Origin of the sequence: Methylobacter sp. S3L5C, assembly GCF_022788635.1 — a bacterium.
In the GTDB taxonomy this organism is placed as follows: Bacteria; Pseudomonadota; Gammaproteobacteria; order Methylococcales; family Methylomonadaceae; genus Methylobacter_C.
This window is the reverse complement of sequence record NZ_CP076024.1, coordinates 4,067,379-4,092,240: the sequence shown is the minus strand read 5'-3', so window position 1 is coordinate 4,092,240 and position 24,862 is coordinate 4,067,379. Positions and strand designations below refer to the sequence as shown.

General features: G+C 44.6%; 26 protein-coding genes. 17 read left to right on the top strand and 9 right to left on the bottom strand.

The window, feature by feature from the left end; all coding sequences use genetic code 11:
* Positions 1 to 79 precede the first annotated feature (79 nt).
* Positions 80 to 394 (top strand): H-NS family nucleoid-associated regulatory protein, encoded by a 315-nt coding sequence (locus KKZ03_RS18585; protein WP_243218244.1) that lies wholly within the window; start codon positions 80 to 82, stop codon positions 392 to 394.
* A 67-nt stretch (positions 395 to 461) separates the two neighbouring features.
* Here the strand turns inward: KKZ03_RS18585 and KKZ03_RS18580 are convergent, their stop codons facing one another.
* Positions 462 to 1,346, bottom strand: coding sequence for a carbon-nitrogen hydrolase (locus tag KKZ03_RS18580; protein WP_243218243.1), 885 nt, complete (start codon positions 1,344 to 1,346; stop codon positions 462 to 464).
* Between the two features lie 661 nt (positions 1,347 to 2,007).
* Here KKZ03_RS18580 and KKZ03_RS18575 point away from each other — a divergent pair.
* Both KKZ03_RS18575 and KKZ03_RS18570 read left to right on the top strand, forming a co-directional pair.
* Complete coding sequence (locus tag KKZ03_RS18575) at positions 2,008 to 2,235, top strand: hypothetical protein (protein WP_243218242.1); 228 nt, start codon at positions 2,008 to 2,010, stop codon at positions 2,233 to 2,235.
* A 445-nt stretch (positions 2,236 to 2,680) separates the two neighbouring features.
* Entirely contained in the window at positions 2,681 to 4,024 is a 1,344-nt protein-coding gene (locus KKZ03_RS18570) for a UDP-glucose/GDP-mannose dehydrogenase family protein (RefSeq protein ID WP_243218241.1), read from the top strand.
* On the opposite strand, the gene KKZ03_RS18565 is transcribed toward KKZ03_RS18570, so the two are convergent.
* Positions 4,021 to 4,401, bottom strand: coding sequence for a transposase family protein (locus tag KKZ03_RS18565; RefSeq protein ID WP_243217090.1), 381 nt, complete (start codon positions 4,399 to 4,401; stop codon positions 4,021 to 4,023). The two genes, KKZ03_RS18570 and KKZ03_RS18565, sit on opposite strands and share 4 nt — an antisense overlap.
* Positions 4,355 to 4,858, bottom strand: a complete 504-nt coding sequence (locus KKZ03_RS18560; RefSeq protein WP_243217091.1) for a transposase family protein — start codon at positions 4,856 to 4,858, stop codon at positions 4,355 to 4,357. Before KKZ03_RS18560 ends, KKZ03_RS18565 begins: the two co-directional genes overlap by 47 nt.
* Before the next feature lie 425 nt (positions 4,859 to 5,283).
* Between KKZ03_RS18560 and KKZ03_RS18555 the strand changes: the two genes are divergently transcribed.
* The 4 genes from KKZ03_RS18555 (at position 5,284) to lpxA (ending at position 7,783) form a co-directional block, all read left to right on the top strand.
* Positions 5,284 to 5,424 carry a hypothetical protein gene (locus KKZ03_RS18555; protein ID WP_243218240.1) on the top strand — a complete coding sequence of 47 codons (141 nt, stop codon included), beginning with the start codon at positions 5,284 to 5,286 and terminating at the stop codon, positions 5,422 to 5,424.
* Positions 5,425 to 5,628: 204 nt separating this feature from the next.
* On the top strand, positions 5,629 to 6,123 hold the full coding sequence (locus KKZ03_RS18550; protein ID WP_243218239.1) for a methylated-DNA--[protein]-cysteine S-methyltransferase: 495 nt from the start codon (positions 5,629 to 5,631) through the stop codon (positions 6,121 to 6,123).
* Positions 6,120 to 7,004 carry a site-specific tyrosine recombinase XerD gene (gene xerD / locus KKZ03_RS18545; RefSeq protein WP_243218238.1) on the top strand — a complete coding sequence of 295 codons (885 nt, stop codon included), beginning with the start codon at positions 6,120 to 6,122 and terminating at the stop codon, positions 7,002 to 7,004. Before KKZ03_RS18550 ends, xerD begins: the two co-directional genes overlap by 4 nt.
* 5 nt (positions 7,005 to 7,009) lie before the next feature.
* Positions 7,010 to 7,783 carry an acyl-ACP--UDP-N-acetylglucosamine O-acyltransferase gene (gene lpxA, locus KKZ03_RS18540; RefSeq protein WP_243218237.1) on the top strand — a complete coding sequence of 258 codons (774 nt, stop codon included), beginning with the start codon at positions 7,010 to 7,012 and terminating at the stop codon, positions 7,781 to 7,783.
* A 33-nt stretch (positions 7,784 to 7,816) separates the two neighbouring features.
* Here lpxA and KKZ03_RS18535 read toward each other — a convergent pair whose 3' ends face one another.
* Genes KKZ03_RS18535 through KKZ03_RS18525 form a run of 3 tightly spaced genes read right to left on the bottom strand, consistent with a single transcriptional unit; the run spans position 7,817 to position 10,033 of the window.
* Positions 7,817 to 8,293 (bottom strand): C40 family peptidase, encoded by a 477-nt coding sequence (locus KKZ03_RS18535; RefSeq protein WP_243218236.1) that lies wholly within the window; start codon positions 8,291 to 8,293, stop codon positions 7,817 to 7,819.
* A gap of 19 nt (positions 8,294 to 8,312) precedes the next feature.
* Positions 8,313 to 8,912: an NUDIX domain-containing protein gene (locus KKZ03_RS18530; RefSeq protein WP_243218235.1), complete on the bottom strand. Its 600-nt coding sequence runs from the start codon at positions 8,910 to 8,912 to the stop codon at positions 8,313 to 8,315.
* A complete protein-coding gene (locus KKZ03_RS18525; RefSeq protein ID WP_243218234.1) occupies positions 8,912 to 10,033 on the bottom strand; it encodes a sorbosone dehydrogenase family protein in 1,122 nt (373 codons plus the stop codon). Before KKZ03_RS18525 ends, KKZ03_RS18530 begins: the two co-directional genes overlap by 1 nt.
* Positions 10,034 to 10,146: 113 nt before the next feature.
* Here KKZ03_RS18525 and htpX point away from each other — a divergent pair, with 113 nt between their 5' ends.
* From htpX to KKZ03_RS18505, 4 genes are all read left to right on the top strand, one after another.
* The gene (gene htpX / locus KKZ03_RS18520; RefSeq protein WP_243218233.1) at positions 10,147 to 11,022 is read left to right on the top strand and encodes a protease HtpX; all 876 of its coding nucleotides are present in this window, start codon (positions 10,147 to 10,149) and stop codon (positions 11,020 to 11,022) included.
* A 340-nt stretch (positions 11,023 to 11,362) separates the two neighbouring features.
* Entirely contained in the window at positions 11,363 to 11,743 is a 381-nt protein-coding gene (locus KKZ03_RS18515; RefSeq protein ID WP_243218232.1) for a hypothetical protein, read from the top strand.
* A gap of 20 nt (positions 11,744 to 11,763) precedes the next feature.
* Entirely contained in the window at positions 11,764 to 12,429 is a 666-nt protein-coding gene (locus KKZ03_RS18510) for a DUF2760 domain-containing protein (protein WP_243218231.1), read from the top strand.
* Positions 12,426 to 14,510 carry an Hsp70 family protein gene (locus KKZ03_RS18505; protein WP_243218230.1) on the top strand — a complete coding sequence of 695 codons (2,085 nt, stop codon included), beginning with the start codon at positions 12,426 to 12,428 and terminating at the stop codon, positions 14,508 to 14,510. Before KKZ03_RS18510 ends, KKZ03_RS18505 begins: the two co-directional genes overlap by 4 nt.
* Before the next feature lie 66 nt (positions 14,511 to 14,576).
* Here KKZ03_RS18505 and KKZ03_RS18500 read toward each other — a convergent pair whose 3' ends face one another.
* Entirely contained in the window at positions 14,577 to 15,026 is a 450-nt protein-coding gene (locus tag KKZ03_RS18500; RefSeq protein WP_243221754.1) for a hypothetical protein, read from the bottom strand.
* Positions 15,027 to 15,643: 617 nt separating this feature from the next.
* Between KKZ03_RS18500 and KKZ03_RS22125 the strand changes: the two genes are divergently transcribed.
* From KKZ03_RS22125 to KKZ03_RS18470, 6 genes are all read left to right on the top strand, one after another.
* A complete protein-coding gene (locus KKZ03_RS22125) occupies positions 15,644 to 15,727 on the top strand; it encodes a potassium-transporting ATPase subunit F (protein WP_371744908.1) in 84 nt (27 codons plus the stop codon).
* Between the two features lie 4 nt (positions 15,728 to 15,731).
* Positions 15,732 to 17,540, top strand: coding sequence for a potassium-transporting ATPase subunit KdpA (kdpA, locus tag KKZ03_RS18490; RefSeq protein WP_243218229.1), 1,809 nt, complete (start codon positions 15,732 to 15,734; stop codon positions 17,538 to 17,540).
* 68 nt (positions 17,541 to 17,608) lie between these two features.
* Positions 17,609 to 19,681, top strand: a complete 2,073-nt coding sequence (gene kdpB / locus KKZ03_RS18485) for a potassium-transporting ATPase subunit KdpB (RefSeq protein ID WP_243218228.1) — start codon at positions 17,609 to 17,611, stop codon at positions 19,679 to 19,681.
* Positions 19,682 to 19,692: 11 nt separating this feature from the next.
* Positions 19,693 to 20,271: a potassium-transporting ATPase subunit KdpC gene (kdpC, locus tag KKZ03_RS18480; protein WP_243218227.1), complete on the top strand. Its 579-nt coding sequence runs from the start codon at positions 19,693 to 19,695 to the stop codon at positions 20,269 to 20,271.
* A gap of 202 nt (positions 20,272 to 20,473) precedes the next feature.
* Positions 20,474 to 23,212, top strand: a complete 2,739-nt coding sequence (locus KKZ03_RS18475) for a sensor histidine kinase KdpD (RefSeq protein WP_243218226.1) — start codon at positions 20,474 to 20,476, stop codon at positions 23,210 to 23,212.
* Between the two features lie 22 nt (positions 23,213 to 23,234).
* Entirely contained in the window at positions 23,235 to 23,930 is a 696-nt protein-coding gene (locus tag KKZ03_RS18470; protein WP_243218225.1) for a response regulator, read from the top strand.
* Between the two features lie 230 nt (positions 23,931 to 24,160).
* Here the strand turns inward: KKZ03_RS18470 and KKZ03_RS18465 are convergent, their stop codons facing one another.
* Together KKZ03_RS18465 and KKZ03_RS18460 are read right to left on the bottom strand one after the other, a co-directional pair.
* Positions 24,161 to 24,340 carry a hypothetical protein gene (locus KKZ03_RS18465; protein WP_243218224.1) on the bottom strand — a complete coding sequence of 60 codons (180 nt, stop codon included), beginning with the start codon at positions 24,338 to 24,340 and terminating at the stop codon, positions 24,161 to 24,163.
* Positions 24,341 to 24,349: 9 nt separating this feature from the next.
* The gene (locus tag KKZ03_RS18460) at positions 24,350 to 24,790 is read right to left on the bottom strand and encodes a transposase (RefSeq protein WP_243218223.1); all 441 of its coding nucleotides are present in this window, start codon (positions 24,788 to 24,790) and stop codon (positions 24,350 to 24,352) included.
* Positions 24,791 to 24,862: the final 72 nt, after the last annotated feature.

The window sequence follows — 24,862 nt, the reverse complement described above, 5'->3', positions numbered from 1 at the left end:
ATTTATAACAAATATGACTTTTAAAAACACATGCTCATTACGGTAACATTATTCAAAAATTTTTATTATTAAGGGAACAATGACCGATTATCAAAGTCTTTCAGAAAGTGAATTACAGGCCATTATTGATAACGCAGAAAAAGCGTTAAAAATTATTCAAGCAAATAAGCGTAAAGACGTCATAGCGCAGATTAAAGACTTAGCTGCATCTATTGATGTTGCAGTAGATATATACGAAACGGATAAAAAACCAGCGCGTAAAGGTAGTAAAGTGGCGGTTAAATATCGTCATCCCAATGATCCGGAAAAAACATGGACAGGTCGCGGGGTAATGCCGACATGGTTGCAAACCTTTATGAATGAAGGTCGAGACCGCTCTGAATTTGAAATTTAGAGTTTGCTAAGCACTTAGAGGTAGACGAATCCGTCTTACAAATTTATAAGACGGGTTGCTGTTATTGTTAATCGATAAAACGTTTGCTTAAATCACCATAAGCATCAATTCTACGGTCACGTAAATAGGGCCATATTTGTCTGACCCGCTCAGTATGAGATCTGTCAATCTTTGCCGTTAACAGTTTTGTTTCTGAATCATTAGCCTGGGTTTTTATTTCGCCTTGAGGGCCGGCAATAAAACTATTCCCCCAGAAGTTTATTCCTGTTGCTGAATCAGGTGCTTGTTCAAAGCCTACCCGATTGCAGGCAATAACCGGAATACCATTGGCAACTGCATGAGAGCGTTGAATAGTAATCCAGGCATCCAGTTGGCGTTGCTGTTCTTCTTTTGAGTCCAGCTGATCCCAGCCTATCGCTGTAGGGTATATTAAAATTTCTGCGCCAGCTAAAGCCATTAATCTGGCTGCTTCTGGAAACCATTGATCCCAGCAAATTAACACGCCTAATTTACCTATAGAAGTCTCTATGGGTTTAAAACCTAGATCACCGGGAGTGAAGTAATATTTTTCATAAAACCCCGGGTCATCGGGTATATGCATTTTTCTGTATTTACCGGCTATACTGCCATCCTTATCAAAAACCACGGCAGTATTATGATAGAGTCCGGGTGCTCTTTTTTCAAAAATAGTTGAGACGATGACAATTTTTAATTTCTTGGCTACGGTTGACAGAATTTCAGTTGCAGGACCAGGAATTTCTTGAGCAAGATCAAAATTATTATAATCTTCATTTTGACAAAAATAGGGCCCTAAATGCAGTTCTGGTAATACCACCAGATCTGCATTGGCCGCTGCGGCTTCATGTATTTTTGCAATGGAAAATTCCAGGTTTGTTTGCCCATCTTCATTGCAAGGTTGTTGAACAGTGCTAACGATTAATATTGGTTTCATAATTGATTGGGTTGGTGGGTTTTATTGTAACAATTATAAACTATAATAATTTTACGAATAAACATATCAAAATTTAGTGTTGGCATATTCTTGATTTACCGGTAGATTAGCCGAATTTATTTTAGCGATTACTGCTAAATGGACTTAATATAAAGCTTAAAGTCATTTCCTACGAAAAATATACCCAGTTTATTGGTATTTTTATTTATTTTCTGTATTGTTAAAATAGTTAGGTAGCCAACTACGAGGCTATTTTCCCGTCTCGGCAACTGTTCCTGCGTCTCTTATGGGGGTTTACTGTCGGTGTCTTCGATCGCTGTTCCAGATGCGATTTTACCTCCGTCATCTATTACTACTTAGCTCCTGTATAATCGACAGGTATGAGGTGAATACAGATATTGCAGGAGCAAACATCTGTATTGGCAAGTGTTGAATAATAATAAAATCCTGCGTCCCCTGGTTATATCTATTTTTAGATATCACTTAAATTTATTTTTAACGTTTATTTATGAGTAATCAATAATTACAACATAAAAAGCTGATTACAGAAGACGGTGTGGGAAAAAGCGTCGAATTATTAAGGGAGGAGTAAAGCATTTAGATGTGCGCAGGGAAAAGAAGGGCATTAATTGTTAATTACCTTAACTATTATTAACGCAGTATGAAAATTCTTCATATTCCTGATTATTCAATATTATTACACAACGGATGTACTACTCGTACCAAAGTCATTTTAGGGCAACAGCAAAAACCGGGCTGGCAAACTTTCCATGCTAACGCTCCTAAACATGCAATTACCATTGTTCGTATAGAAGAGATGGACGGCTTTACTTTTTTCTGTTTAGAAAAGCCTAAAGGTCTGTTTGCAAAAATACCTTCTTTTAATTAATGGGCTATTGTTCAGTCCCTAGCAAAATGGCTGGATGAAATTATCCCCGAAATAAATCCTGATATACGCCATGCTTATTCTCCGGCATTAAATGGCTTGGCGATATTGAAAGTCGCCAAAAAATACAATATCCCTGTAGTTTATGAATGTCGGGTTTTTTGGATTGTTATCACGATAATATGCGAGGGATTGCATGTCGATATTGGCTGACGGGGTATGCAAGCATGATAAATAACGGTTATACCTACTACGGTTAATATAGAGCATTTTGCTGATGATGTAGAGTCGGACACATCCTTGATTTGTTAAGCCTTTCACAACAATTATAACTGCTAAGAGTAGCAGACCGTTTGTATATGGAACATGAAAGGAATTGGACCAGAAGTATCAGTTTTTATAAAAAAATATCTATGCTCAATTAATTATACAATCTTAGGGAATAAAAATGAAAGTAACAGTATTTGGCTCTGGTTATGTAGGATTGGTAACAGGAGTTTGTCTGGCCGAGGTTGGTAATGACGTTTTATGTATTGATGTCGATCAACAAAAAATTGAAAATTTAAAAAATGGCATTATTCCGATTTATGAGCCAGGGCTTGAAGAACTGGTTAAAGATAATCAACAGGCTGGACGACTAAGATTTACCACTGATATTCAAGAAGCCGTTAATCATGGTGTTTTTCAGTTTATAGCAGTAGGTACACCACCCGATGAAGATGGTGCGGCTGATTTACAATATGTTTTAGCGGTGGCCAAATCCATCGCAGAAAATATGAATGAATATCGTATTGTTGTCGATAAATCGACAGTGCCGGTTGGCACAGCAGATAAAGTCAAGGAAACCATTCTTCAAGGGCAAAAAAAGCGTGGTGTAGCCATTGACTTTGATGTCGTATCAAATCCCGAGTTTTTAAAAGAAGGGGCAGCGATTAATGATTTTATGAAGCCGGATCGCATTATTGTCGGCACCGATAATCCAAGAACGGCAGAGTTGTTAAAAGCGCTCTATGCACCATTTAATCGTAGTCATGAGCGTATTATAACCATGGATGTGCGTTCGGCGGAATTAACCAAATATGCTGCTAATGCCATGTTAGCCACAAAAATTAGCTTTATGAATGAATTGGCCAATCTGGCTGAGTTGTTGGGAGCCGATATAGAGCACGTTAGAAATGGTATAGGTTCAGATTCTCGCATTGGCTATTCTTTTATTTATCCGGGCTGTGGCTATGGCGGTTCCTGTTTTCCTAAAGATGTTAAAGCCTTGGAACGTACAGCCCAACAAATGGGCTATAAAGCAGAATTGCTGAATGCGGTTGAAAATGTCAATGACCGCCAAAAACAGGTTTTATTTAATAAAATTATTCAGCATTACAAGGGTGACTTACAGGGTAAAACCTTTGCACTTTGGGGCTTGGCATTTAAACCAAAAACTGATGATATGAGAGATGCACCAAGCCGTGTTATTATCGAGGCACTAATTAATGCAGGTGCCGATGTTAGAGCCTTTGATCCTGAAGCTATGGCTGAAGCTAAGCGAATTTATGGTGACAAACCAGGTTTAACGTTAGTTGAAACCGCTGAAGATGCATTACAGGGTGCAAATGCCTTAATTGTAGTCACAGAATGGAAAAATTTTTGGAGCCCTGATTTTGACTTGATAAAAAATACCTTAAAAGATACGGTGATTTTTGATGGCAGAAATTTATATCAGCCTGAATTACTCAAGAAGCAAGGCATCACTTATTATGCTATTGGTAGAGGGGCAAATAATAGACATCTTTCCTAAATACAGCCATAGCGTAAGTTAACAAGAGCAGCCACTAAATTCCATGTCAAGGAGTAATGCTTGTGTTTGCCCCGATAAACATCTTTGGCAATCCTGAAAATTTTGCATCGGCGATTAACATGCTCAATAAAAATACGCTGTTTTGATAGTGCCTTATTATCGGCTTTGTCTTCTGCCGAAAGCGGTTGGCCTTTTTTCTTTTTAACCGGTAGAGTCGAGTTCTGATGGTGTTTCTTTATCCCTTGGTATCCGGAATCCGCCAACAACAGGGCATCAGGATGTAACAATAGACGGCTATCTTTGAAGATCGAAAAATCATGCTGTTGACCTTTACCTATCACTACGGAGAGTATAGTCATCGTCAATAGGCAGATCACGAGTTGGACTTTGATCGTGTGGCGTTTTTTTTCCTGAAAAGTACGCTTTCTGGTTTTTAACAGGGCGCTCGATAGGCTGCTCCGAAACATCAATGACCACGGTAGCTGCGGGATCTTCCAACAGTGCTTTGCGGTTGGGCAGTTTTTCGATTTTGATCAATAGTCTTACAGTGCGAGTATAGATTTTATGGCAATACGATTCGCTGATGTCGAAGACCGCAGCCAGATTTATCAACGTCGGATAGTGACGAAGATAATAGAGTGTCAGTAACAAGCGGTCTTCCAAAGCCATCTTGGAGTCTTTTCGTCCCCGTCTAGTCAGTGGATTAAGGACTTTTTGTTCGTCCAGGTAAGTCACCAGCTTACCGTGAAGATGCAGAAAATCTTCTGGTGACAGGCCGACAGTCCTTAAAAATTCTTCAGGCTTGTGTCTTGGCAATTGGGCATAAGGAGTCATGGCTATCCGTGTTTTCAGAGGTAGATCGCTATTTTAACCCTATCAAAGCCAAATTCTATGTCAATTATTTAGGAAAGATGTCTAATGTTTTAGAGGACTCGTAATAAATAAACAGCCACAGCTTCATAACGTAAACCTGTTTATAACTTGTGAATTTGTGGCATCTTTTGCTTTAGGGCAGCATAGCAAATGCCTGTTATATTCGTCTTATCGGAGCCCTGGTTTTCTTATTTAGGGATTAGTACGTTACCGGCGGCCGCATTTTTAAAAAGCAATGCAATAGTTACGAAGAACAGCAAGGCATATCGGTCTACTTTTCCCGTTTTTTACCAGATCCCGGCTTATTTAAATCTTGTAATGGTTTTTTATGGCACTGGATTGTTTTTTACGCTGACAAAACCTCTAAAAAAATTAATATTATTACTGTGAATTTTGCTTATTTCGATGGCAACGCTACGGCGTTTTTGGGGACATGGCTAAAAATTCCGGTCACTATTACCTTGCATGGTACAGACGCGCCTTTATCAAAAATGCCTGGCCAAAAACAAGGTTGTTGGTGGTGTTAAATAGTGCCATATCCATTTTTCAGCATCCGTTTTTCTTAAGCAACGTGAGGTTTCTTTAGGTGACAAAGCTGATAAAATCAGTGATATTAATAGCATTGATATACCCACCTTTTGCCCATTAGCTAAATCTGCTGACAGAATAGAATTAAAATTATCAATTTTGGTGGAATAATTTCAGTAGATAGCCTTGGAGAAATATACTTAATGTCATTTGAAATTCAGTGGATGGAAGCGTGTTATGGAGCTGTGGAAGTTATTAAAATTTCTACTCCGGCAGGTCAATTGGTTTTACACTGCCAGCAAGGCATTATTTGTAAAGCAGACTGGGCGTCTGATGATGATCTTTATACTCAAGACCCTGACCTACAGGAACAATTTAACCAAAATTGGTTAAATACCGATAAACATATTAATATTAAATTGTTAAAACAAGGTAGTGCCTATCGTCATAAAGTCTGGGCTGCACTGGGTAATATTCCTTTTGGAGAAACCATGACTTATTCGGCATTAGCAAAAAAAATTGATTCGTCTGCGCGAGCTGTCGGCAATGCCTGCAGGGATAATCCTTATCCCGTTATTATTCCCTGTCATCGTGTTGTATCCGTTTCGGGCATGGGGGGCTATTGCGGACAAACACAAGGCGATTTTATGGCGATCAAAAATAAACTATTGACTTATGAGGCAACCCATAAAAAATGACAGCTCATGTTTTAATAGACCAGTTTCTTGATGCTGTCTGGGTAGAGCAGGGTTTGAGTGAAAATACCCTTTCTGCCTACGGTAGTGATTTGAGGATTTTTGCCAAATGGTTGGCGGATAAATCCCTGTTGGAAGTTGATACCAGTGATTTATCAAAGTTTTTGGCAAGTCGATATAAAGCCGGTATAGGCAACCGATCTTCTGCACGTATTTTATCCAGTCTGCGTCGCTTTTATGGTTATTACATCCGCGAAAACCGGTTAACCATTGATCCTACGGCATTAATAGAAGCGCCTCATATCGGTCGTGCTTTACCGGTGTCGCTTTCCGAGCATGATGTCGAATTATTATTGAATGCTCCCGAAGTAACTAATGCGCTTGGTTTTAGAGATAAAGCCATGTTGGAAATGCTTTATGCAACGGGACTTAGGGTATCAGAGCTGGTTGGTTTAAAATTTGCACAAATTAGTTTCAGGCAAGGCGTAGTCAGAATAATTGGCAAAGGCAATAAAGAGCGTTTGGTACCGGTTGGTGAAGAAGCCATGAGCTGGATGGAAGGTTATATGAATCAGGCCAGAAAAACCACTTTAGGTGAGCGACAATGCGACTATTTGTTTGTCACTAACCGGGCTGGGGGCATGACAAGACAGGCTTTTTGGCATATTATCAAACGTCATGCCAAAAAAGCCGGTATTAATAAAGAGTTGTCGCCACATACTTTAAGGCATGCTTTTGCGACACATTTGTTAAATCACGGTGCAGACTTACGCGTTGTGCAGTTATTATTGGGGCATGCTGATTTATCGACTACCCAAATCTATACCCATATTGCCCGCGAACGCTTAAAAGAATTACATTCAAAATATCATCCCAGAGGATAATTAATATGGCTCAAAATATTCACCCGACTGCTTGCATAGCGCCTGATGTTGTACTGGGAGACGCCGTTACCGTTGGCCCTTTTGCCGTTATTGAAAGTGGCGTTGAGATGGGTGAAAATTGCGAGATTGGTGCTCATGCGGTAGTTCACGGTCGGGTAAAAATGGGTTCCGGCAATATTTTACATCCACATGCGGTGTTGGGCGGCTTGCCGCAAGATACCAGTTTTAAGGCCGAGACGGTTTCCTGGTTAATTATTGGCGATAATAATAATTTCAGGGAAGGCTTTACTGCGCACAGGTCTTCTAAAGAGAATGGTACAACTCGTATTGGTTCGGGTTGTTATTTTATGAATAACAGTCATGTTGCTCATGATTGTAGTATCGGCAGCAACACGATATTTGCCAATAATGTGGCGATAGGTGGTCACGTAGAAGTGGGCAATAATGTTTTTATGGGCGGCGCTGTGGTCGTGCACCAGTTTTGTCGGATCGGTTCTTTTGCGATAGTGCAGGGCACAACCGGACTTAATATGGATGTCATGCCGTTTATGTTGATTGGTGGGCGACCGGCCCGTCACTACAAATTAAATAGCGTAGGTTTAAGACGGGCAGGCATTACCGGAGATCGTTATAAAGTGCTTTCAGCGGCATTTCGCTTGTTAAAAAACAAGCAAAGCCTGGAGGAGTTGGAAGAAACTGAAGAGTTAAGACAATTAAAAGACTGGCTAGCCGTTAAATCCAAGCGTGGTACGCATGGCTTTATTGAGGTATCGGGCTAATTCAAGTTATAGATGATTCGTTTTGTCTCCAAATTATTTCGGACGACGCACACCGATGTAGTGTTTTTTCCAATAGCTGTTTTTAAGATTGGAGACAAGTACTTTACCGGTACGTTGGCTGGGAGCGTGAACGAATTTATCATTATTAATATAAATTCCGACATGAGAAAATGACTTGCCGTTGGTATTAAAAAAAACCAGGTCACCGGAATGCACGTCATTTTTGGGGATCTGCGGCAAAGATAATGCCATATCTTTTACGGTGCGCGGCAAGGTTATACCCTGTTTTTCGTAGACATGTTGAACAAAGCCGCTACAATCAAAACCGTCTTCAGGTGAGCTTTTACCATAACGATAAGGCGTACCTTGCAAGCTTAGCGCATAAGTGATGACTTGCGACTGGTTTTGAGCGGCAGGCTTTATTTCAGGAACGCTGGCGCAACCGGAAAATAAAATAACGACTGCCGGCAAAAGCAAACGAATAAAAACTTTGCTGGTGGACGTGTTCATAAACCGGCTTGAGTCGCCGTTACAATAACCATTTTTGCTTGAGTTTTTGTTTGTTCAATGCCAGCCACTGAATGGCAATAATAGGAATTGCCGACTCTATTTTATTGTTTTCCAACATAAGATAGGCTTCATCAAAATCAACGGCGCGCACTAATATATCCTCGTCTTCGTGATCCAGTCCATGAATGCCGCCAATATCAGTGCTGTCTACTTTGCCACAAAACAGGGTGATTCGTTCTGCAGCTCCACCCGGTGTCGTGTAAAACTCGTTAATGACCATTAATTCCTGAATTTCGCAGCCGGCTTCCTCCAGTGATTCCCGGTAAGCTACTTCTTCTGCGGTTTCACCTTCTTCAATGGCGCCGGCAACAATTTCCACGAGCCAGGCTCTATCGGGTTGCAAAATGGCACCGGCACGGAATTGCTCGATTAATATCACTTTATCGGCATGGGGGTCATATAACAGTACCGCAACGCAACTACCGCGCACAAAAACTTCACGACTTATTTCAGCACTCCAGCCACCGGCATACAAGGTATGTTTTAAGCGGTATTTTTCCATACGGAAAAACCCCGAATAAACGGTTTCCTTATCGATAATCTCAAATTGTTTGGTCATTATTTTCCTTGGTATTCTACTTTATAAATAACACCCAGTTTGTCATCACTAATCAACAAACTGCCATTCGGCATCGTTAATATATCTACAGGACGTCCCAACACATTACCTTCTTTGGTTAACCAGCCACTAATAAAGTCCTGCTCTGAAACGGGTTTGCCCTTATTAAATCTGATTAAAGCAACGCGATAGCCTTGCGGCTCGGCTCTGTTCCAGGAGCCATGCTGTGCGATAAATAACTGATTTTTGTATTCAACCGGAAATTGCGTGCCTTGATAAAAACGTAATCCTAACGGGGCGATATGGGCTTTAAATTTCCAGGCGGGGGCGGTAAATTGTGAACATTTTTTATCGGCCGCTAATTCAGGATCAGGAATGTTGCCACCATGACAATAGGGATAGCCAAAATGTTCACCTTTAACAGACCATTGGTTAAGTTCATCCGGTGGCGTATCTTCACCTAAAAGATCCCGGCCATTATCGTTAAAAAACAACGTGCCCGTTTCCGGTTGCCAATCAAAACCAACGGTGTTTCTAATGCCCTTGGCAATAATTTCCAAATCACTGCCATCAGGATTTAACCTGACCAGTGAGGCATAAATATCTTTTTCAGGATTACAAATATTGCAGGGCGCACCAATGGCAGTGTAGAGCTTGTTATCAGGACCAAAACGCAGATATTTCCAGCCGTGACGTATATCAGAGGGAAATTTATCATAGATGACAACGGGTTTGGGAGGCTTGGCTAATTGCCGGGTAATATCGTCAAAACGGATAATACGATTGATTTCTGCAACATAAAGCACACCGTCCTTAAAAGCAACGCCATTGGGCATCTTTAAATTGCTGGCAATGACATGATGTTGTTCAGCCACCCCGTCATTATTACTATCTTGTAGCCCATAGACGTTGCCTTCCGAGCCTGTGCCGACAAAAACAACGCCATTATCACCCAAGGCTAAACTGCGCGCGTTGGGTACGTTATTGGCATAAATGGATATTTTAAAGCCTTCAGGTAAATGCAGTTGTTTTAACACCGCCTGATGATCGCCGGGTTCTGCAAAAGCCAAGCAAGTATTAAGTAAAAGTAAGGAAAGTAGCGTGGTTTTAAAAAAATACATGACAATGACCTTAATAAATAGACTTTGCTATATATTATCATTCTTATGAGGGTTGGAATGTGTTAATAAATCCCCATATTAGATCGAACATCAACTTATCTGAGGCTATTACCATGATGCGAATTTTTCTTTTTCTGGCGACCAATATTGCAATAATGGTTGTTGTCAGTATTATTTTTAATTTATTGGGCTTAAGCGGTACTTTGGATGCGCAAGGCATAGATCTTAATCTTAATGCTTTATTAGTCATGTCCGCCCTAATCGGCATGACCGGTTCAGTAATTTCTCTGGCGATGTCAAAATGGTCTGCCAAACGGGCGATGGGCGTGCACGTTATTGAGCAACCGCAAAACCAGACTGAACAATGGTTACTGGATATTGTGGCTAAACAGGCACGTCTGGCAGGAATCGGTATGCCTGAAGTAGGTATTTTCGAGACCCCAGAAGCTAACGCTTTTGCTACCGGAATGAATAAAAACAGTGCGCTGGTAGCAGTCAGTACCGGTTTACTGCAAAACATGAATGCCGATGAAGTGGAAGCCGTAGTGGGCCATGAAATGACCCATGTTGCCAACGGCGATATGGTTACCATGGCTTTAATGCAAGGAGTGGTAAACACTTTTGTATTCTTTTTTGCAACTATCATTGGTCACTTTGTTGATCGCGTTGTTTTTAAAACCGAACGCGGTTATGGTCCTGCTTATTACATTACTCAAATGGTTGCCCAAATTGCCTTGGGCTTTCTGGCATCCATGTTGGTTATGTGGTTTTCTCGGTATAGAGAATTTAAAGCCGATGCCGGTGGTGCAAAATTAGCCGGTAGTGAAAAAATGATTGCTGCTTTACGTGCTTTGCAACGTGGACAAGAGGCGCAAGATTTACCGGGACAATTAGCGGCTTTTGGTATTAATGGCGGTGGCGTAAGCCGATTGTTCATGAGTCATCCACCATTGGAAGAACGCATTGCTGCATTACAAAACAATCGTTAAGTCATTTGACTTGATTTGGTACTTTACTAACCGTGAACGTTAAACTATTTAAAAAATTATCACCACGAAGAGCACGAAGAAGTAAACTTTCGTGCTCTTCGTACTGACGCGTGACGTGGGTTTCAGTCCGGTACACTCATCTTTTGAAAACTATTGAGGTTTTTAAATGTTTCGGTCGAGGATGTAAACCTTGACCGGCATGGTTTCAGCAAGAAAAAAAGCTCCGGTAATCTGTTTTAAAAAATATGCCCTGAATATGAGCGCTTTAAATTATTCATTTGTAACCACTTCGCGTAAAATCAAGCGCTATAAAATTATAATAATTATCTCAAGGAACACCATGAAAAATATTCTTTTCTTAAGCCTGTTGTTGTCTGCCGGAACTGCTTTTGCTGATGATGCGAAAAATGAGTGGCATAACACCACGTTGTCAGATGCTACCATTGAAAAAATTCAGGTGGTTAAATATGAGTATAAAAAGTGTGTTGGCGGTGAAATGCAAAAATCAGTCTATCAGAAGCAGGACTCACGCCAGGCGACTGATGCCATTATGAAGCAATGTGAAGCCAATTTGGCGAAGATGCGTGAAGTCTATGCTGAAGCAAAAGTGCCGGAAGTTATTGCCGATCGGCATTTAAAACAAGTGCGTACACAAACTACGCGTGATGCCTTGCAAGGTATGATATTTTCTGAGGCATCGCGTAAAGCGGGCAATCAATAATAATAAATAGAGGGTCTTTTATGAATATGATTTACGCAATTGATTTATCGCTTAAACCTACCACTTTTGATTTATGGCATGTCTGCCTGGCAGGTACCGTAGTTTTATTAGCCCTGATTCTTATTGTATTGCTGCTTACTATGCTCGTTAGCTTGGTGCGCTGTAAGAAAAAGCCCACAGTACAACACGTCCAGCAAGTTGCGCCAACTCCCGCTCCCGAACCTGTCGTAAAAATCGTGGAGAAAATTGTCGAAGTTGAAAAGCTTGTTTATGCACCGGCACCGGAGCCTGTGATATTAAAAGAATCTACACCCGATGCCGCATTACAACTACTGGGACTACTACAAAAAGAAGCACGTTTTATCGACTTTATTAAAGAAGATATTACTTCCTACAACGATGCAGATATTGGTATTGCTGCACGCGTTGTTCATGAAGGCTGTAACAAAGCAATTAACGAACACTTTACACTGGCACCGGTTCGTAGCGAGCAAGAAGGTGAAAAAATCACTCTGCCACAAGGCTTTGATGCCGCTGCAGTGCGCTTAACCGGTAATATTGTCGGTTCGGCACCTTTTACAGGAACGCTGATACATAAGGGTTGGCAGGTAACGAGCATCAGACTGCCAAAATTAACTCAAGGCCATAATGCCGCTATTCTTGCCGCAGCAGAGGTTGAGTTATGAGTTTGTTTGGGCATATAAAAAAGCAGACAGACAACAAAGAAGAAGCGGTGAGCCAAAAAGTTTCGGCAATACCTGTTTCAGAGCCCTATGCCGATGATAATAAAGATTCGGCAGGTTTTGGTAATGAACAGTTCAACACTGAGCCTCAAAACCAACAGGTCGAGAATTCTGTCGATGAAGATTTTTCCACGTCAGCATCTTCCTCGGAAACAGACATAAAAGAAAGCAGTCAAGACAATGTGTCTTTAGCACCCAAGCGTTTTTCAGTCGGTATCGACTTAGGTACGACCCATTGTGTTTTGTCATATGCCGAGATTACCGATAGTGACGATGGAGAATTTTCTCAGCAAGTCATGGCAATACCGCAGTTAACCTCGCCGGGTGTGGTTGAAGACAGTTTTCAGTTACCGTCATTCTTATATCAGGCCCATCAGGCAGAGCTTGCCGAAGGATCTACGTCCTTACCCTGGAATGCAAAACCGGATTACCTGGTTGGTGAAATAGCCCGTAATTTGGGTAGTAAAACGCCCATTCGTCTCGTATCCAGTGCCAAAAGCTGGTTATGTCATGCCGGGGTAGATTGTAAATCACCGATACTGCCAGCAGATGCGCCCGATGAAGTAGAACGCATTTCACCGTTTCAGGCAACCACAGCTTATCTGCAACATATCCGTGATGCTTGGCAAAGTCTGCATCCTGAGGCACCGTTGGACAAACAGGATTTGGTGATTACCGTGCCTGCCTCGTTTGATCCGGCTGCTCGTGAATTGACTGTTGAATCGGCACGCGCAGTCGGTCTTGATCAAGCAATTTTATTGGAAGAGCCCCAGGCGGCTTTGTATAGCTGGATTGAAAAAAGTCAGGGTGATTGGCGTAAACAAGCGACGTGCGGCGATATTATCCTGGTTATTGATGTTGGCGGTGGAACCACTGATTTATCGTTGATAGCGGTTACCGAGAAAGATGGAAATCTCGAGCTTACCCGTGTTGCTGTAGGCGATCATATTTTACTGGGCGGCGATAATATGGATTTGGCGCTAGCTTATACCGTTAAAGCCAAGCTGGAACAAGATGGCAAACGCCTGGAACCTTGGCAAATTCAGGCTTTAACCCATAGTTGCCGGGATGCTAAAGAAAAAATCTTTAATTCAGCTGATATTGATAATATTCCTTTGGTAGTTGCCAGTCGTGGTTCGTCTTTAATGTCTGGTAACCTGCGTACTGAATTAACCCGTGAGGAAGTCAATAGAGTACTGGTTGAAGGTTTCTTGCCTAAAGTAGCGGTTAGTGAGAGACCGGTAAGTCGTACCCGTACGGGTTTAAGAACGACCGGCTTGCCTTATGCGCAGGATGCAGGGATTACGCGTCATTTAGCGGCTTTTCTGACCAAACAGCAAAATGCTACCGACGATCTTAACGATATCAACCTGCCGGAACATGCGACCTTTTTGCATCCCACTGCCGTCCTGTTTAATGGGGGTGTGTTAAAAGCCAATGCACTGGCTGAGCGTTTAATGGAAGTATTAAATTCTTGGTTAGCCGCTGAACAAGCCCCTGAAGCACGCTTGTTGGCAGGTGCTGACCTTGATTTGGCCGTTGCACGAGGTGCCGCTTATTATGGTTTTGTACGAAAAGGCAAAGGTGTGCGTATTAAAGGTGGCACGGCTGCCGCTTATTATGTCAGTATTGAAAGCTCGATGCCTGCTGTACCGGGTATGGCTCCAGACATTGTAGCTTTATGTATTGCGCCCTTTGGTATGGAAGAAGGGACACGCGAAGAATTGCCGGATGATGAATTCGGTTTGGTGGTAGGCGAACCAGTACGGTTTCGTTTCTTTGCTTCCACTACCCGTCGTGATGATAAAGTGGGCACTCGTCTGGATTATTGGACGAATGAAGAGCTGTCAGAACTGGATGAACTGGATATTACTTTGCCGGAAGAAGGCCGTAGATCCGGTGAAGTTGTCTCTGTACATTTGTGTGCAGCGGTAACCGAAGTGGGGACACTGGAACTACAAGCGATTTCATTAAAAGACAGTAGCCGCTGGAAAATTGAGTTTGATGTCAGGGCAGGGGATTAAAGCGTATTAAGGGATGTCATTCATCCTCGAAAAAATCATTTGATCCATTAAATACATAACCACAATTTATCGGGTTACGCTGTCGCTAACCCGATTTAAGTAGTTGTAATGATAATGAAGTATTAGTCTAGCAATGACAGATGCCACATTGAACAACCGGTTTTTTGGGTCCGTTATAGGGGTCCACTTTAATAGTTTTTTCCAGACAACTATCTGTTCATCATTAGGCGGGTAGTCATCAAATACCATCAAGGCAATAGGACACTCTGCTAAACCTTTTTTATATCTCCTTTGAGCTTCTTTGTGCCTTTCATCAGCCATAACACGATCTTCCATTTTGTTTAGTTCTTTTTGTAAATGATTAATTCTTGAAACTTGCCCGGTTTCTCTAGCTTGTAGGTCTTTAAAGGTTTTTTCCATGCCTATCTTGGCGTACAACCTGTCCGGATCACTTTGGGCATTAACCGGCTTAGGACCACGCTTACCTTCAAATAAACTGCCTGCATTGTCCAGCAAATCCTTTTTCCATAGACTGCTTGGGTTGGGTGGACTCCGTGCTTCTGAGCGATCTCGTTAATCGTCTTCAGGCCCTTGAACGCTGCCAAGGCAACCTTGGCTTTTTGCGCTCCAGTAAAAATCTTTCGTTTGCTTTCGCTCATTATCGACCTCTTTTTTCATGACAGGCTATAGCTTAAACTATTGTTCGGATTTCGGGATCCATTTTAATCCACTATAGTATTTATTAACTAAAACGCGAATGTTTGTTCATTGGCTATTATTGCTCATCTCTCGAAATTGTAAAATCAGCTCAAATAGGTTCCACGACAATTACCGTATTGCCTCATCCCAAACCCCTTTTATAGTGTTTAAAAGTAGTACGATTTTAGATGAGACAATGCGCTTCACTTTTTACTATTTCTTTATATCCCCGACCTAAATTTTTACAGTTTTTTTACACCCTTCCAGAGTAGACTGTCCATTGTTGTTTTTGACGCAGATTCTGTAATCAGCGATTGGGTTAGTCATTTTATATAAGGTGGTTTTATGGATAGTGTTTATCTTCTATTGACGCTTGTTTTTTTCGCCGTCACCGTCGCACTGGTTTATGCCTTTGAAAAATTAAGGGGGCAGTTATGAGCTGGGTTTATCTGTTAAGTGGTGTACTTGCGCTGGCGATTTTCGTTTATCTGGTCGCCGCACTTTTTTATCCGGAGTAGTCTGATGACCAGTAACAGTTATTTTCAAATTATAGTTTATGTCGTTACTCTACTCGCACTGGCTAAACCGTTAGGCTGGTATATGGCCAGAGTCTATGAGGGTGAGTCGGTGGGTTTAAACCGATTATTGGCGCCGGTCGAAACGTTGATATATCGCCTAAGCGGCGTGAATCCGAAAAAAGAGATGCGCTGGACGGATTACGCCGTCAGTTTCCTGGTATTTAATTTGTTGGGTGCTCTGGCAGTTTTCACATTGCAACGCCTGCAAGCCTCTTTGCCTTTTAATCCACAGAACCTGCCTGGCGTCAGTCCGGATTCTTCTTTCAACACGGCAGCCAGCTTTGCCACCAACACCAACTGGCAGGGGTATGGCGGCGAGACAACAATGAGCTATCTGACCCAGATGCTGGGCCTTACCGTGCAAAACTTTGTTTCCGCTGCAACCGGTATGGCGGTGCTGGTCGCTCTGATCCGGGGATTTACAAGGCGCAATGCAGATACCATCGGTAATTTCTGGGTGGACCTCACCCGCAGTACGCTGTACATCCTGATGCCGTTATCGTTGATTCTGGCATTGGTGCTGGTTGGACAGGGCGTGGTGCAGACTTTCAGTTCCTATCAAGTTGTACCGCTGGTCGAAACTGTCAGTTATGAACAGCCCAAACTGGGCGTAGATGGTGTAGCGTTGCAAGATGCCGATGGCAAGCCGGTCATGGCGTCGATAGAAGTCAAAGAGCAAGTCGTGGCGGTAGGGCCTGCGGCATCACAGGTAGCCATCAAGCAACTCGGCACCAACGGCGGCGGCTTTTTCAATGTCAACTCGGCGCATCCGTTGGAAAATCCTTCGCCATTGAGTAATTTTCTGGAAATGCTCTCGATACTGCTTATTCCGGGTGCACTGTGCTACACCTTTGGCATGATGGTGGGCGACACCCGGCAAGGCTGGGCAATTCTGACGGCAATGACACTGGTTTTTGTGGCGCTGGTTTTTGTCGCCGTACCGGCAGAGCAAAGCGGCAATCCGGCTTTGGCAGCATTGAGTGTCGACCAATCAGCAAGCATTAGCCAGTCCGGCGGCAACATGGAAGGCAAGGAGGCCCGCTTCGGAGTTACCAACTCCGCTCTGTGGGCGGTCGTCACTACCGCTGCTTCCAACGGTTCAGTCAATGCCATGCACGATTCCTTTACACCAATCGGCGGTATGGTGCCGATGTGGCTGATGCAAATTGGTGAAGTGATTTTCGGCGGCGTTGGTTCAGGGTTGTATGGCATGATCATGTTTGCGATAGTCGCGGTATTTGTATCCGGCTTGATGATAGGCCGCACACCCGAATATCTGGGTAAAAAAATCGAAGCTTACGAGATGAAAATGGCCGCAATCACTATTTTGATACCACCACTAATGGTATTGGGCGGTACTGCGTTCGCCGTTATGGTTGAGGTCGGCAAGGCGTCCGTCTTCAATCCGGGCGCACATGGTTTCAGCGAAGTATTATATGCGTTCTCGTCGGCGGGTAACAACAACGGCAGCGCGTTTGGCGGGCTCTCGGCGAATACGCCCTTCTATAACGTCATGTTGGGTCTGGCCATGTTGTTTTCACGTTTCTGGCTGGCCGTACCCGTACTCGCTATCGCCGGTTCCCTGGCCGCAAAGAAGAAAGTGCCGGTCGGTCTCGGTACCTTACCGACGCATACTCCGCTATTTATTGCGTTATTGATCGGTACCGTACTCATGGTTGGTGCGCTGACATTTGTTCCTGCCTTGGCCTTGGGGCCTGTAGTCGAACATTTGCAAATGATTGGCGCTAAATAATCAAAATCAAGATATAAGGGTGGGCGTGTTTTATCTACCCAGCGAAAACCAGTGAACGGGAGAATTTCATGAGTCAAAAATCTGTTTCAACGTCTTTGTTTGATAGGGAAATCCTGGGGGTAGCTTTAGTGGATTCATTCCGAAAGCTGGCTCCGCAGCAGCAATGGAAAAATCCGGTGATGTTTGTTGTTTATATAGGTAGTCTCCTGACTACCCTGCTCTGGGTACAGGCTCTTGGCGGAAACGGTAAGGATCCGGCCAATTTCATTTTGGCAGTGACTTTATGGTTATGGGGTACGGTCTTGTTTGCCAACTTTGCCGAAGCCGTCGCCGAAGGGCGGAGTAAGGCACAAGCCGCATTTTTACGTGGCGCCAAGCGTGATGTTTTGGCAAAAAAACTGGATGAGCCGCGTTATGGTGCGAATTTTTCCAAAGTGGCGGGTTCCAATTTACGACGCGGTGATGTGGTTTTGATAGAAGCCGGTGATTTTGTTCCCGGCGATGGCGAAGTCATTGAAGGCGTTGCCTCAGTGGACGAAAGTGCAATCACCGGCGAAAGTGCGCCGGTAATCCGCGAATCGGGCGGCGATTTCAGTTCGGTGACTGGTGGTACGCGGGTGTTATCGGACTGGCTGGTCGTGCGCATTACCGCCAATCCGGGCGAAGCTTTCTTGGATCGTATGATTGCTATGGTGGAAAGCGCTAAACGGCAGAAAACACCTAATGAAATTGCCTTGACGATTCTACTGGTCGCATTGACTTTGATCTTTCTGATGGTTACCGTGACCTTACTGCCGTTTTCTTTGTACGCTGTAACCACCTCAGGTGCAGGACAACCAATCACAATTACCGTCCTGGTGGCATTGCTGGTCTGCCTGATTCCGACGACCATTGGCGGGTTATTGTCTGCCATCGGCGTCGCGGGTATTGGACGGATGATGCAGAAAAACGTCATCGCAACCTCCGGCAGGGCTGTGGAAGCAGCCGGTGACATTGATGTATTACTACTGGATAAAACCGGTACGATTACCTTGGGTAATCGACAGGCATCCGCTTTTATAGCGGTTAAAGGCGTCTCTGAAAAAGAACTGGCCGATGCTGCTCAATTGGCTTCTCTGGCTGACGAAACACCGGAAGGACGCAGTGTGGTGATTTTGGCAAAGCAAAAATATGGGTTCAGAGAACGGGATGTGCATACTCTGTGCGCTACATTCGTGCATTTCAGTGCCCAAACCCGGATGAGCGGGGTTAATATTAACGGACGGCAGATTCGCAAGGGTGCGGCCGATGCCATTCGTGGTCATATTGAAGGGTTGGGTAGTAAATTTCCGCCAGAATTTCGAAAGCTGGTCGATGACGTGGCGCGTCGCGGTAGTACGCCGCTGGTAGTTTCTGAAGGGGCTCGTGTGCTGGGTGTCATCGAACTCAAGGATATCGTCAAAGGCGGTATCAAAGAACGTTTTGCCGAATTGCGCCAGATGGGTATCAAAACCATCATGATTACCGGCGATAATCGCTTGACTGCCGCCGCGATTGCTGCCGAGGCCGGGGTCGATGATTTTCTGGCCGAAGCCACGCCAGAGGAGAAGCTGAAGTTAATCAGACAATACCAGGCAGAAGGGCGTTTGGTCGCAATGACCGGTGATGGTACTAATGATGCGCCCGCACTGGCGCAAGCCGATGTCGCCGTAGCGATGAACTCTGGCACCCAGGCGGCCAAAGAAGCCGGTAATATGGTTGATCTCGACTCGAACCCGACCAAATTAATCGAGATTGTCGAGACCGGAAAGCAGATGCTGATGACGCGCGGTGCACTGACTACCTTTAGCATAGCCAATGACGTCGCAAAATATTTCGCAATTATCCCGGCCGCGTTCGCAACCACTTATCCGGTGCTTAATGTCTTGAATGTGATGCATCTTGCAACCCCGGCGAGTGCCATTCTGTCGGCAGTGATCTTCAATGCGCTGATCATTGTGACGCTGATTCCTCTAGCATTAAAAGGTATCAATTATCGACCAATCGGGGCCGCCAAGCTGCTGCAAAATAATTTGCTGATTTACGGCGTAGGCGGGTTGATTGTTCCATTTATCGGCATCAAGGCGATTGACCTGTTTCTGGTCACGCTGGGTCTAATTTAAAGGAGTTGACAATGATTAAGCATTTGAAACCGGGAGTTATTTTGTTTGTTCTATTAAGTGTGTTGACGGGTGTAATTTATCCGGCCATAGTAACGGGTCTGGCACAGTTTCTGTTTTCCTCTCAAGCTAACGGCAGCCTGATGACGGACAGTAACGGCAAAACTACAGGTTCCAGTCTGATCGGACAGCCTTTCAGTAGTTCCGGTCATTTTTGGGGACGACCTTCCGCAACAGCACCCTTCTCATATAATGCCGGCGCCTCCAGCGGTTCAAATCTGGGGCCGACCAACCCGGCTCTGGTGGATGCCGTTAAAGCACGTATTCAGGCGTTAAAAATCGCCGATCCTGACAACAAGGCACCGGTTCCGGTTGATCTGGTTACGGCATCGGGCAGTGGACTGGATCCGCAGATCAGTCCTGCGGCAGCAGATTATCAAATCAATCGCGTGGCCAAGACTCGTAACATCAGACCGGAAATACTCCGCGCCCTGGTTGATGCGAACACTGAATCGCGTCAGTGGGGCTTTCTGGGAGAGCCGCGAGTTAATGTGCTAAAGCTGAATCTGGCGATGGATCAGTTGAGCCGTTGAGACTGGACTAGTTTAGTAATTTGGTGGGAGAGACTTTAGTTCCGACTAGCGAGGCTAAAGCCACTTCCACCGCGCTAAGCTTTGTAGGTTGGATCGCGTGTGCGTCTCTTTGAAAGTTGATGACTAATTTTAACCCCAATCTGGCATGCACGGCACGCCCTACCGTAGCCTTTTGTATGACACTGAAAATGGAAATCAAACCATGACTATTGAGCGCCCAGATCCCGATCAATTGCTTGTTCGAGTCGAGCGGGAAAAAGCCAAGGCCCGGCGAGGCAGGCTGAAGATATTTTTCGGTGCGGCAGCAGGCGTAGGTAAGACCTATGCCATGCTCCTGGCGGCCCACGAGAGACGAGCCGAAAATATTGACATCATTGTTGGCTTGGTAGAAACCCACGGCCGCAAGGAAACTGCCATCCTGCTGGAAGGTTTGGAGGTATTGCCACTCAAGCAGATTGACTATCGTGGGACGACTTTGCGGGAGTTCGATCTGGATGCAGCCCTCAAGCGCAAGCCCTCGGTTATTCTGGTTGACGAACTGGCACACACCAATGCACAGGGTTGCAGGCATCCCAAGCGGTGGCAGGATATTGAAGAGCTTCTTGATGCCGGCATCGATGTGTATACGGCCCTCAATGTCCAGCATCTGGAAAGTCTTAATGACGATATAGGCCAGATTTCCGGCATACGGGTTTGGGAAACCGTGCCGGATACGGTGTTTGAAGCCGCCAATGAAATTGAATTGGTGGACCTGCCGCCAGACGAACTGCTCGACAGACTCAAAGACGGCAAGGTTTATTTGCCGCAACAGGCCGAGGAAGCGATTAAGCATTTTTTCCGCAAAGGCAATCTGATTGCGTTACGGGAACTGGCACTGCGGCAAACCGCTAACCAGGTCGACACCCAGATGTTGAATTATCGCGAGGATAATTCTATCAGCGAAGTCTGGCAGGTTAATGAGCGTATTATGGTTTGTATCGGCTCTAATGCTTTGGCAGAACGTCTGGTTCGCTCGGGGAAACGTCTTGCAACCAGCCTGCGAGCTGAATGGATCGTAGTGTATGTCGAAACGCCCGAGCTGCAACGCTTGTCAGCTGAAAAACGTGATGGTGTGCTGCGCATACTCCGTCTTGCCGAGCAGTTGGGTGCCGAGACAGTAACATTGAGTGCGCCCGATATGAGCTCCGCCATCATTAAGTTTTCCAATGAAAGAAATGTGACCAAGATCGTCATGGGGAAACCGACCCGTCGAGGCTGGAAGCGTTTGCTGTTGGGTTCGTTGGTGGATGTGTTGATTAGCGATGCGCACAATATTAATCTGTATCTACTGGGCAGTCCCAGATATGACAGGGATGGTAGTGGGGATAAAGCAGAGGTTTCCCTGTATCGGAAAAATCCGTTGCCGGGACTTGGCGGGAAATTGTCATCGCGAAAAAAAGACACTCTGGGTTATGTCTGGGCGGTGGCCGTGATAGTTGCCATTACCGTGCTCGCCTATCTGATGTTCGGCAGGTTTGAGCTGGCCAATCTGGTTATGGTTTTTTTACTAGGCGTGGTTTTTATTGCCATGCGTTTCGGTCGCGGTCCTTCTATTTTAGCCTCTCTTCTCGGCGTTGCGATATTTGATTTTTTGTTCGTAACACCTTATTTCAGTTTTTCGGTATCCGATAGCCAATACCTGGTGACACTCCTGGCGATGTTGATCGTGGCAATATTAATCAGCAATTTGATGGCTAATGTGCGCTCCCAAGCCAAGGTGGCGGGACACAGGGAGCGGCGTGCGACGGTTCTTTATGCGATGAGCCGTGATCTGACAGCGAGCCAGAGTGAAGATGAAATAGTGCGTGCGGCGGTACATCATCTCTATTCGGAGTTCGGTAGCCGAAACGTTATTCTTTTTCCTGATACTAACGGCCGTATTGTTTATCCTGCAGGTCACGCTATGTCTGAATCGCTACGGGCTGCTGACCTAAGTGTTGCGCAGTGGGTTATGGATCATAACGAGCTTGCCGGCCAGGGGACCCATACCTTGCCGGGTGCCGAGGCTATTTATTTTCCATTGAGTAACAAGGAATCCGTGCTGGGAGTTTTGGTTTTACTTCCTGTTAACTTGCGCAGGGTGTTCCTGCCTGAACAACAGAAATTACTGGAAACCTTTCTTGGGCAGATTGCCCAAGCGATTACCCGTGTACGGTTGACCGAGCAAGCCAGAAAAACTCAGCTGGAAATAGAAGCCGAACGCTTGCGGAACTCACTACTCAGTTCCATTTCTCATGATTTGCGTACGCCGCTCGCAACCATCGTAGGTTCAGCCAGTACTTTAGTAGAGGAAGACCACGCCCTAAAGGCAGAAGACAAGCTTGAACTGAGCCGCGCTATTTACAATGAAGGGTTGCGGATGTCGAGTCTGGTTAACAATATTCTGGATATGGCTCGGCTTGACGCAGGCACCATTGAGTTGAATAAACAATGGTTCCCGCTTGAAGAAATTATCGGAGCCGTGTTGACTCTCTTGCAAAAGCGTCTTGCAGGCCGCTTGGTAACTGTTAAATTGCCGCCCGGCACGCCGATGATTTATGTTGATGCAGTTATGATCGAACAAGTTTTGATCAATCTTCTGGAAAATCTCCTTCGTTATACACCAGAAAGAAGTCCTGTGGAGATCATGGCAGAAGTTTTTTTTGGCGCGATGGAAATTTCGATTGCCGATCAGGGGCAGGGTATTCCCAAGGGCCTCGAAAACAAGCTGTTTGAAAAGTTTTATCGGGTTCGCCACGAGGCGGCGCAAAGCGGGGTGGGACTTGGCTTGGCAATTTGCAAGGCTATCATTGATGCGCATGGCGGTACCATTCAGGTGCAAAACCGGCCCACGGGAGGTGCCATATTTTCGTTTGTAATTCCTCTGGATCACGCATCGCCGATGCTGGACCCAGAAGAATAATTTATTGATTTATTGACTAGCCATGACTATTGCCAGCCCTGTTATTGTTGTTATAGAAGATGATCCAGCGATACGCCTGTTTTTGCGAACCGGCCTTGGCGTGCATGGCTTTAAGGTATTCGAAGCAAACCTGGGCCGGCAAGGTATTGTTGAAGCAGGCGTGCGCAAACCTGACCTCATTATCCTGGATCTGGGATTGCCCGACATGGAGGGTGTTGAGGTTATCAAAGCCATACGGGAATGGTCGGCATTGCCTATTATTATTTTGTCAGCACGCAGCACCGAACAGCATAAAGTCGATGCGCTGGATGCGGGTGCTGACGATTACCTGACCAAGCCGTTTGGTTTAGGTGAATTGCTTGCGCGGATACGGGTAGCTATGCGTCATTCGGTGGGCAGTCCGGCCCAGGAGCAGAGCGGTATTTTTAACGCCGGCGCGCTGAAAGTCGATTTACTGAAACGTCAGGTCTTTGTTGGCGACGGGGAAGTTCATCTGACGCCGATTCAGTACCGGCTATTGTCAGTGCTAATTAAAAATGCCGGCAAGGTATTGACACATCAATACCTGCTCAAGGAAGTTTGGGGGCCGTCCTATAGGGATAATTCGCATTATCTACGGATTTACATGAGCCAGCTCAGACAGAAACTGGAAATCGACTCAACTCAGCCCCAGTATTTATTAACGGAATCAGGTGTCGGCTATCGGCTTAAAGTCTAACAGCTTTAAAACCGGTCGGCCCCAAACCCAGTTACTTATATTACAAACGGTCAAAATGTCCCGTTTGTTTACGCGGATCTTACTATCAATGGCTGAACTGTTTTTATAAAATTTTTATATAGTTACCGTATTTTTTTACAAAAATTTTATGGGTAATTTAATAAGATAGACTTGTTTTTTGACAACAAGACATATTTATCCAAGCCTTTTAAGAGGAACTAAAATGTGAATTAAGAGCTAACTCGTAAATGATTCCAAAAGAACATGGCGGCGGCCAACTTGCCAAATACATGAACCATTAGACCGTTGTATGATCGCACCTTGCCAGCGCATTCAATGCCGGTTTGTTGCTCAATCCAGCCGAATAAGGTTTCAATGGGTTGTCGGACACGAGAAATGGCCGTCGACAACCATTGATCCTATGGTTCCAAATACGTTTGGCCTTTTTGTTTTTTTACCGGCGTTAATACCGTCAGGTTTTGAGCCTCTCTGACTTCTTTTGCATCGGATCGGTGATAGGCCTTGTCGCTATAAAGCGCGTTGTTATTCAATTCAGGCCTAATCTGATCAAATACTGTTCCATCATGGCAACTTGCTCCCGTTACACCAATATATTCAGGGTTAGGTAACGTGCCCGCTTGGCGACGCCCGACAATATGAACCCGAACCCCATAATAGTACAATTTCTTGGTTGAACAATAACCTGCATCGGCTAACTCGCTTGCTACGCGCGCTTTAAATCTGTGTCCTTGCTTGGCCAGCGCCACCGGAAAAGAATCTATCAACCAGACTTGTCCTTGATTTTTTGCTTCTTGCTCTTGCTGAATGATTTCCAGCAATGGCGCGAAAACATCAGCCACTAATACTGCTACCGCAAATATAATTAATCTATAAGTTACAGTTAGATACGCAAATAATAAGATAAAGATCAA

What these genes read in the sequence shown, in the direction of transcription:
- KKZ03_RS18585 (WP_243218244.1), top strand. Translation starts at nt 80, where the DNA reads ATGACCGATTATCAAAGTCTTTCAGAAAGTGAATTACAGGCCATTATT.
- KKZ03_RS18580 (WP_243218243.1), bottom strand. Translation starts at nt 1,346, where the DNA reads ATGAAACCAATATTAATCGTTAGCACTGTTCAACAACCTTGCAATGAA.
- KKZ03_RS18575 (WP_243218242.1), top strand. Translation starts at nt 2,008, where the DNA reads ATGAAAATTCTTCATATTCCTGATTATTCAATATTATTACACAACGGA.
- KKZ03_RS18570 (WP_243218241.1), top strand. Translation starts at nt 2,681, where the DNA reads ATGAAAGTAACAGTATTTGGCTCTGGTTATGTAGGATTGGTAACAGGA.
- KKZ03_RS18560 (WP_243217091.1), bottom strand. Translation starts at nt 4,858, where the DNA reads ATGACTCCTTATGCCCAATTGCCAAGACACAAGCCTGAAGAATTTTTA.
- KKZ03_RS18550 (WP_243218239.1), top strand. Translation starts at nt 5,629, where the DNA reads ATGTCATTTGAAATTCAGTGGATGGAAGCGTGTTATGGAGCTGTGGAA.
- xerD (WP_243218238.1), top strand. Translation starts at nt 6,120, where the DNA reads ATGACAGCTCATGTTTTAATAGACCAGTTTCTTGATGCTGTCTGGGTA.
- lpxA (WP_243218237.1), top strand. Translation starts at nt 7,010, where the DNA reads ATGGCTCAAAATATTCACCCGACTGCTTGCATAGCGCCTGATGTTGTA.
- KKZ03_RS18535 (WP_243218236.1), bottom strand. Translation starts at nt 8,293, where the DNA reads ATGAACACGTCCACCAGCAAAGTTTTTATTCGTTTGCTTTTGCCGGCA.
- KKZ03_RS18530 (WP_243218235.1), bottom strand. Translation starts at nt 8,912, where the DNA reads ATGACCAAACAATTTGAGATTATCGATAAGGAAACCGTTTATTCGGGG.
- KKZ03_RS18525 (WP_243218234.1), bottom strand. Translation starts at nt 10,033, where the DNA reads ATGTATTTTTTTAAAACCACGCTACTTTCCTTACTTTTACTTAATACT.
- htpX (WP_243218233.1), top strand. Translation starts at nt 10,147, where the DNA reads ATGATGCGAATTTTTCTTTTTCTGGCGACCAATATTGCAATAATGGTT.
- KKZ03_RS18515 (WP_243218232.1), top strand. Translation starts at nt 11,363, where the DNA reads ATGAAAAATATTCTTTTCTTAAGCCTGTTGTTGTCTGCCGGAACTGCT.
- KKZ03_RS18510 (WP_243218231.1), top strand. Translation starts at nt 11,764, where the DNA reads ATGAATATGATTTACGCAATTGATTTATCGCTTAAACCTACCACTTTT.
- KKZ03_RS18505 (WP_243218230.1), top strand. Translation starts at nt 12,426, where the DNA reads ATGAGTTTGTTTGGGCATATAAAAAAGCAGACAGACAACAAAGAAGAA.
- KKZ03_RS22125 (WP_371744908.1), top strand. Translation starts at nt 15,644, where the DNA reads ATGAGCTGGGTTTATCTGTTAAGTGGTGTACTTGCGCTGGCGATTTTC.
- kdpA (WP_243218229.1), top strand. Translation starts at nt 15,732, where the DNA reads ATGACCAGTAACAGTTATTTTCAAATTATAGTTTATGTCGTTACTCTA.
- kdpB (WP_243218228.1), top strand. Translation starts at nt 17,609, where the DNA reads ATGAGTCAAAAATCTGTTTCAACGTCTTTGTTTGATAGGGAAATCCTG.
- kdpC (WP_243218227.1), top strand. Translation starts at nt 19,693, where the DNA reads ATGATTAAGCATTTGAAACCGGGAGTTATTTTGTTTGTTCTATTAAGT.
- KKZ03_RS18475 (WP_243218226.1), top strand. Translation starts at nt 20,474, where the DNA reads ATGACTATTGAGCGCCCAGATCCCGATCAATTGCTTGTTCGAGTCGAG.
- KKZ03_RS18470 (WP_243218225.1), top strand. Translation starts at nt 23,235, where the DNA reads ATGACTATTGCCAGCCCTGTTATTGTTGTTATAGAAGATGATCCAGCG.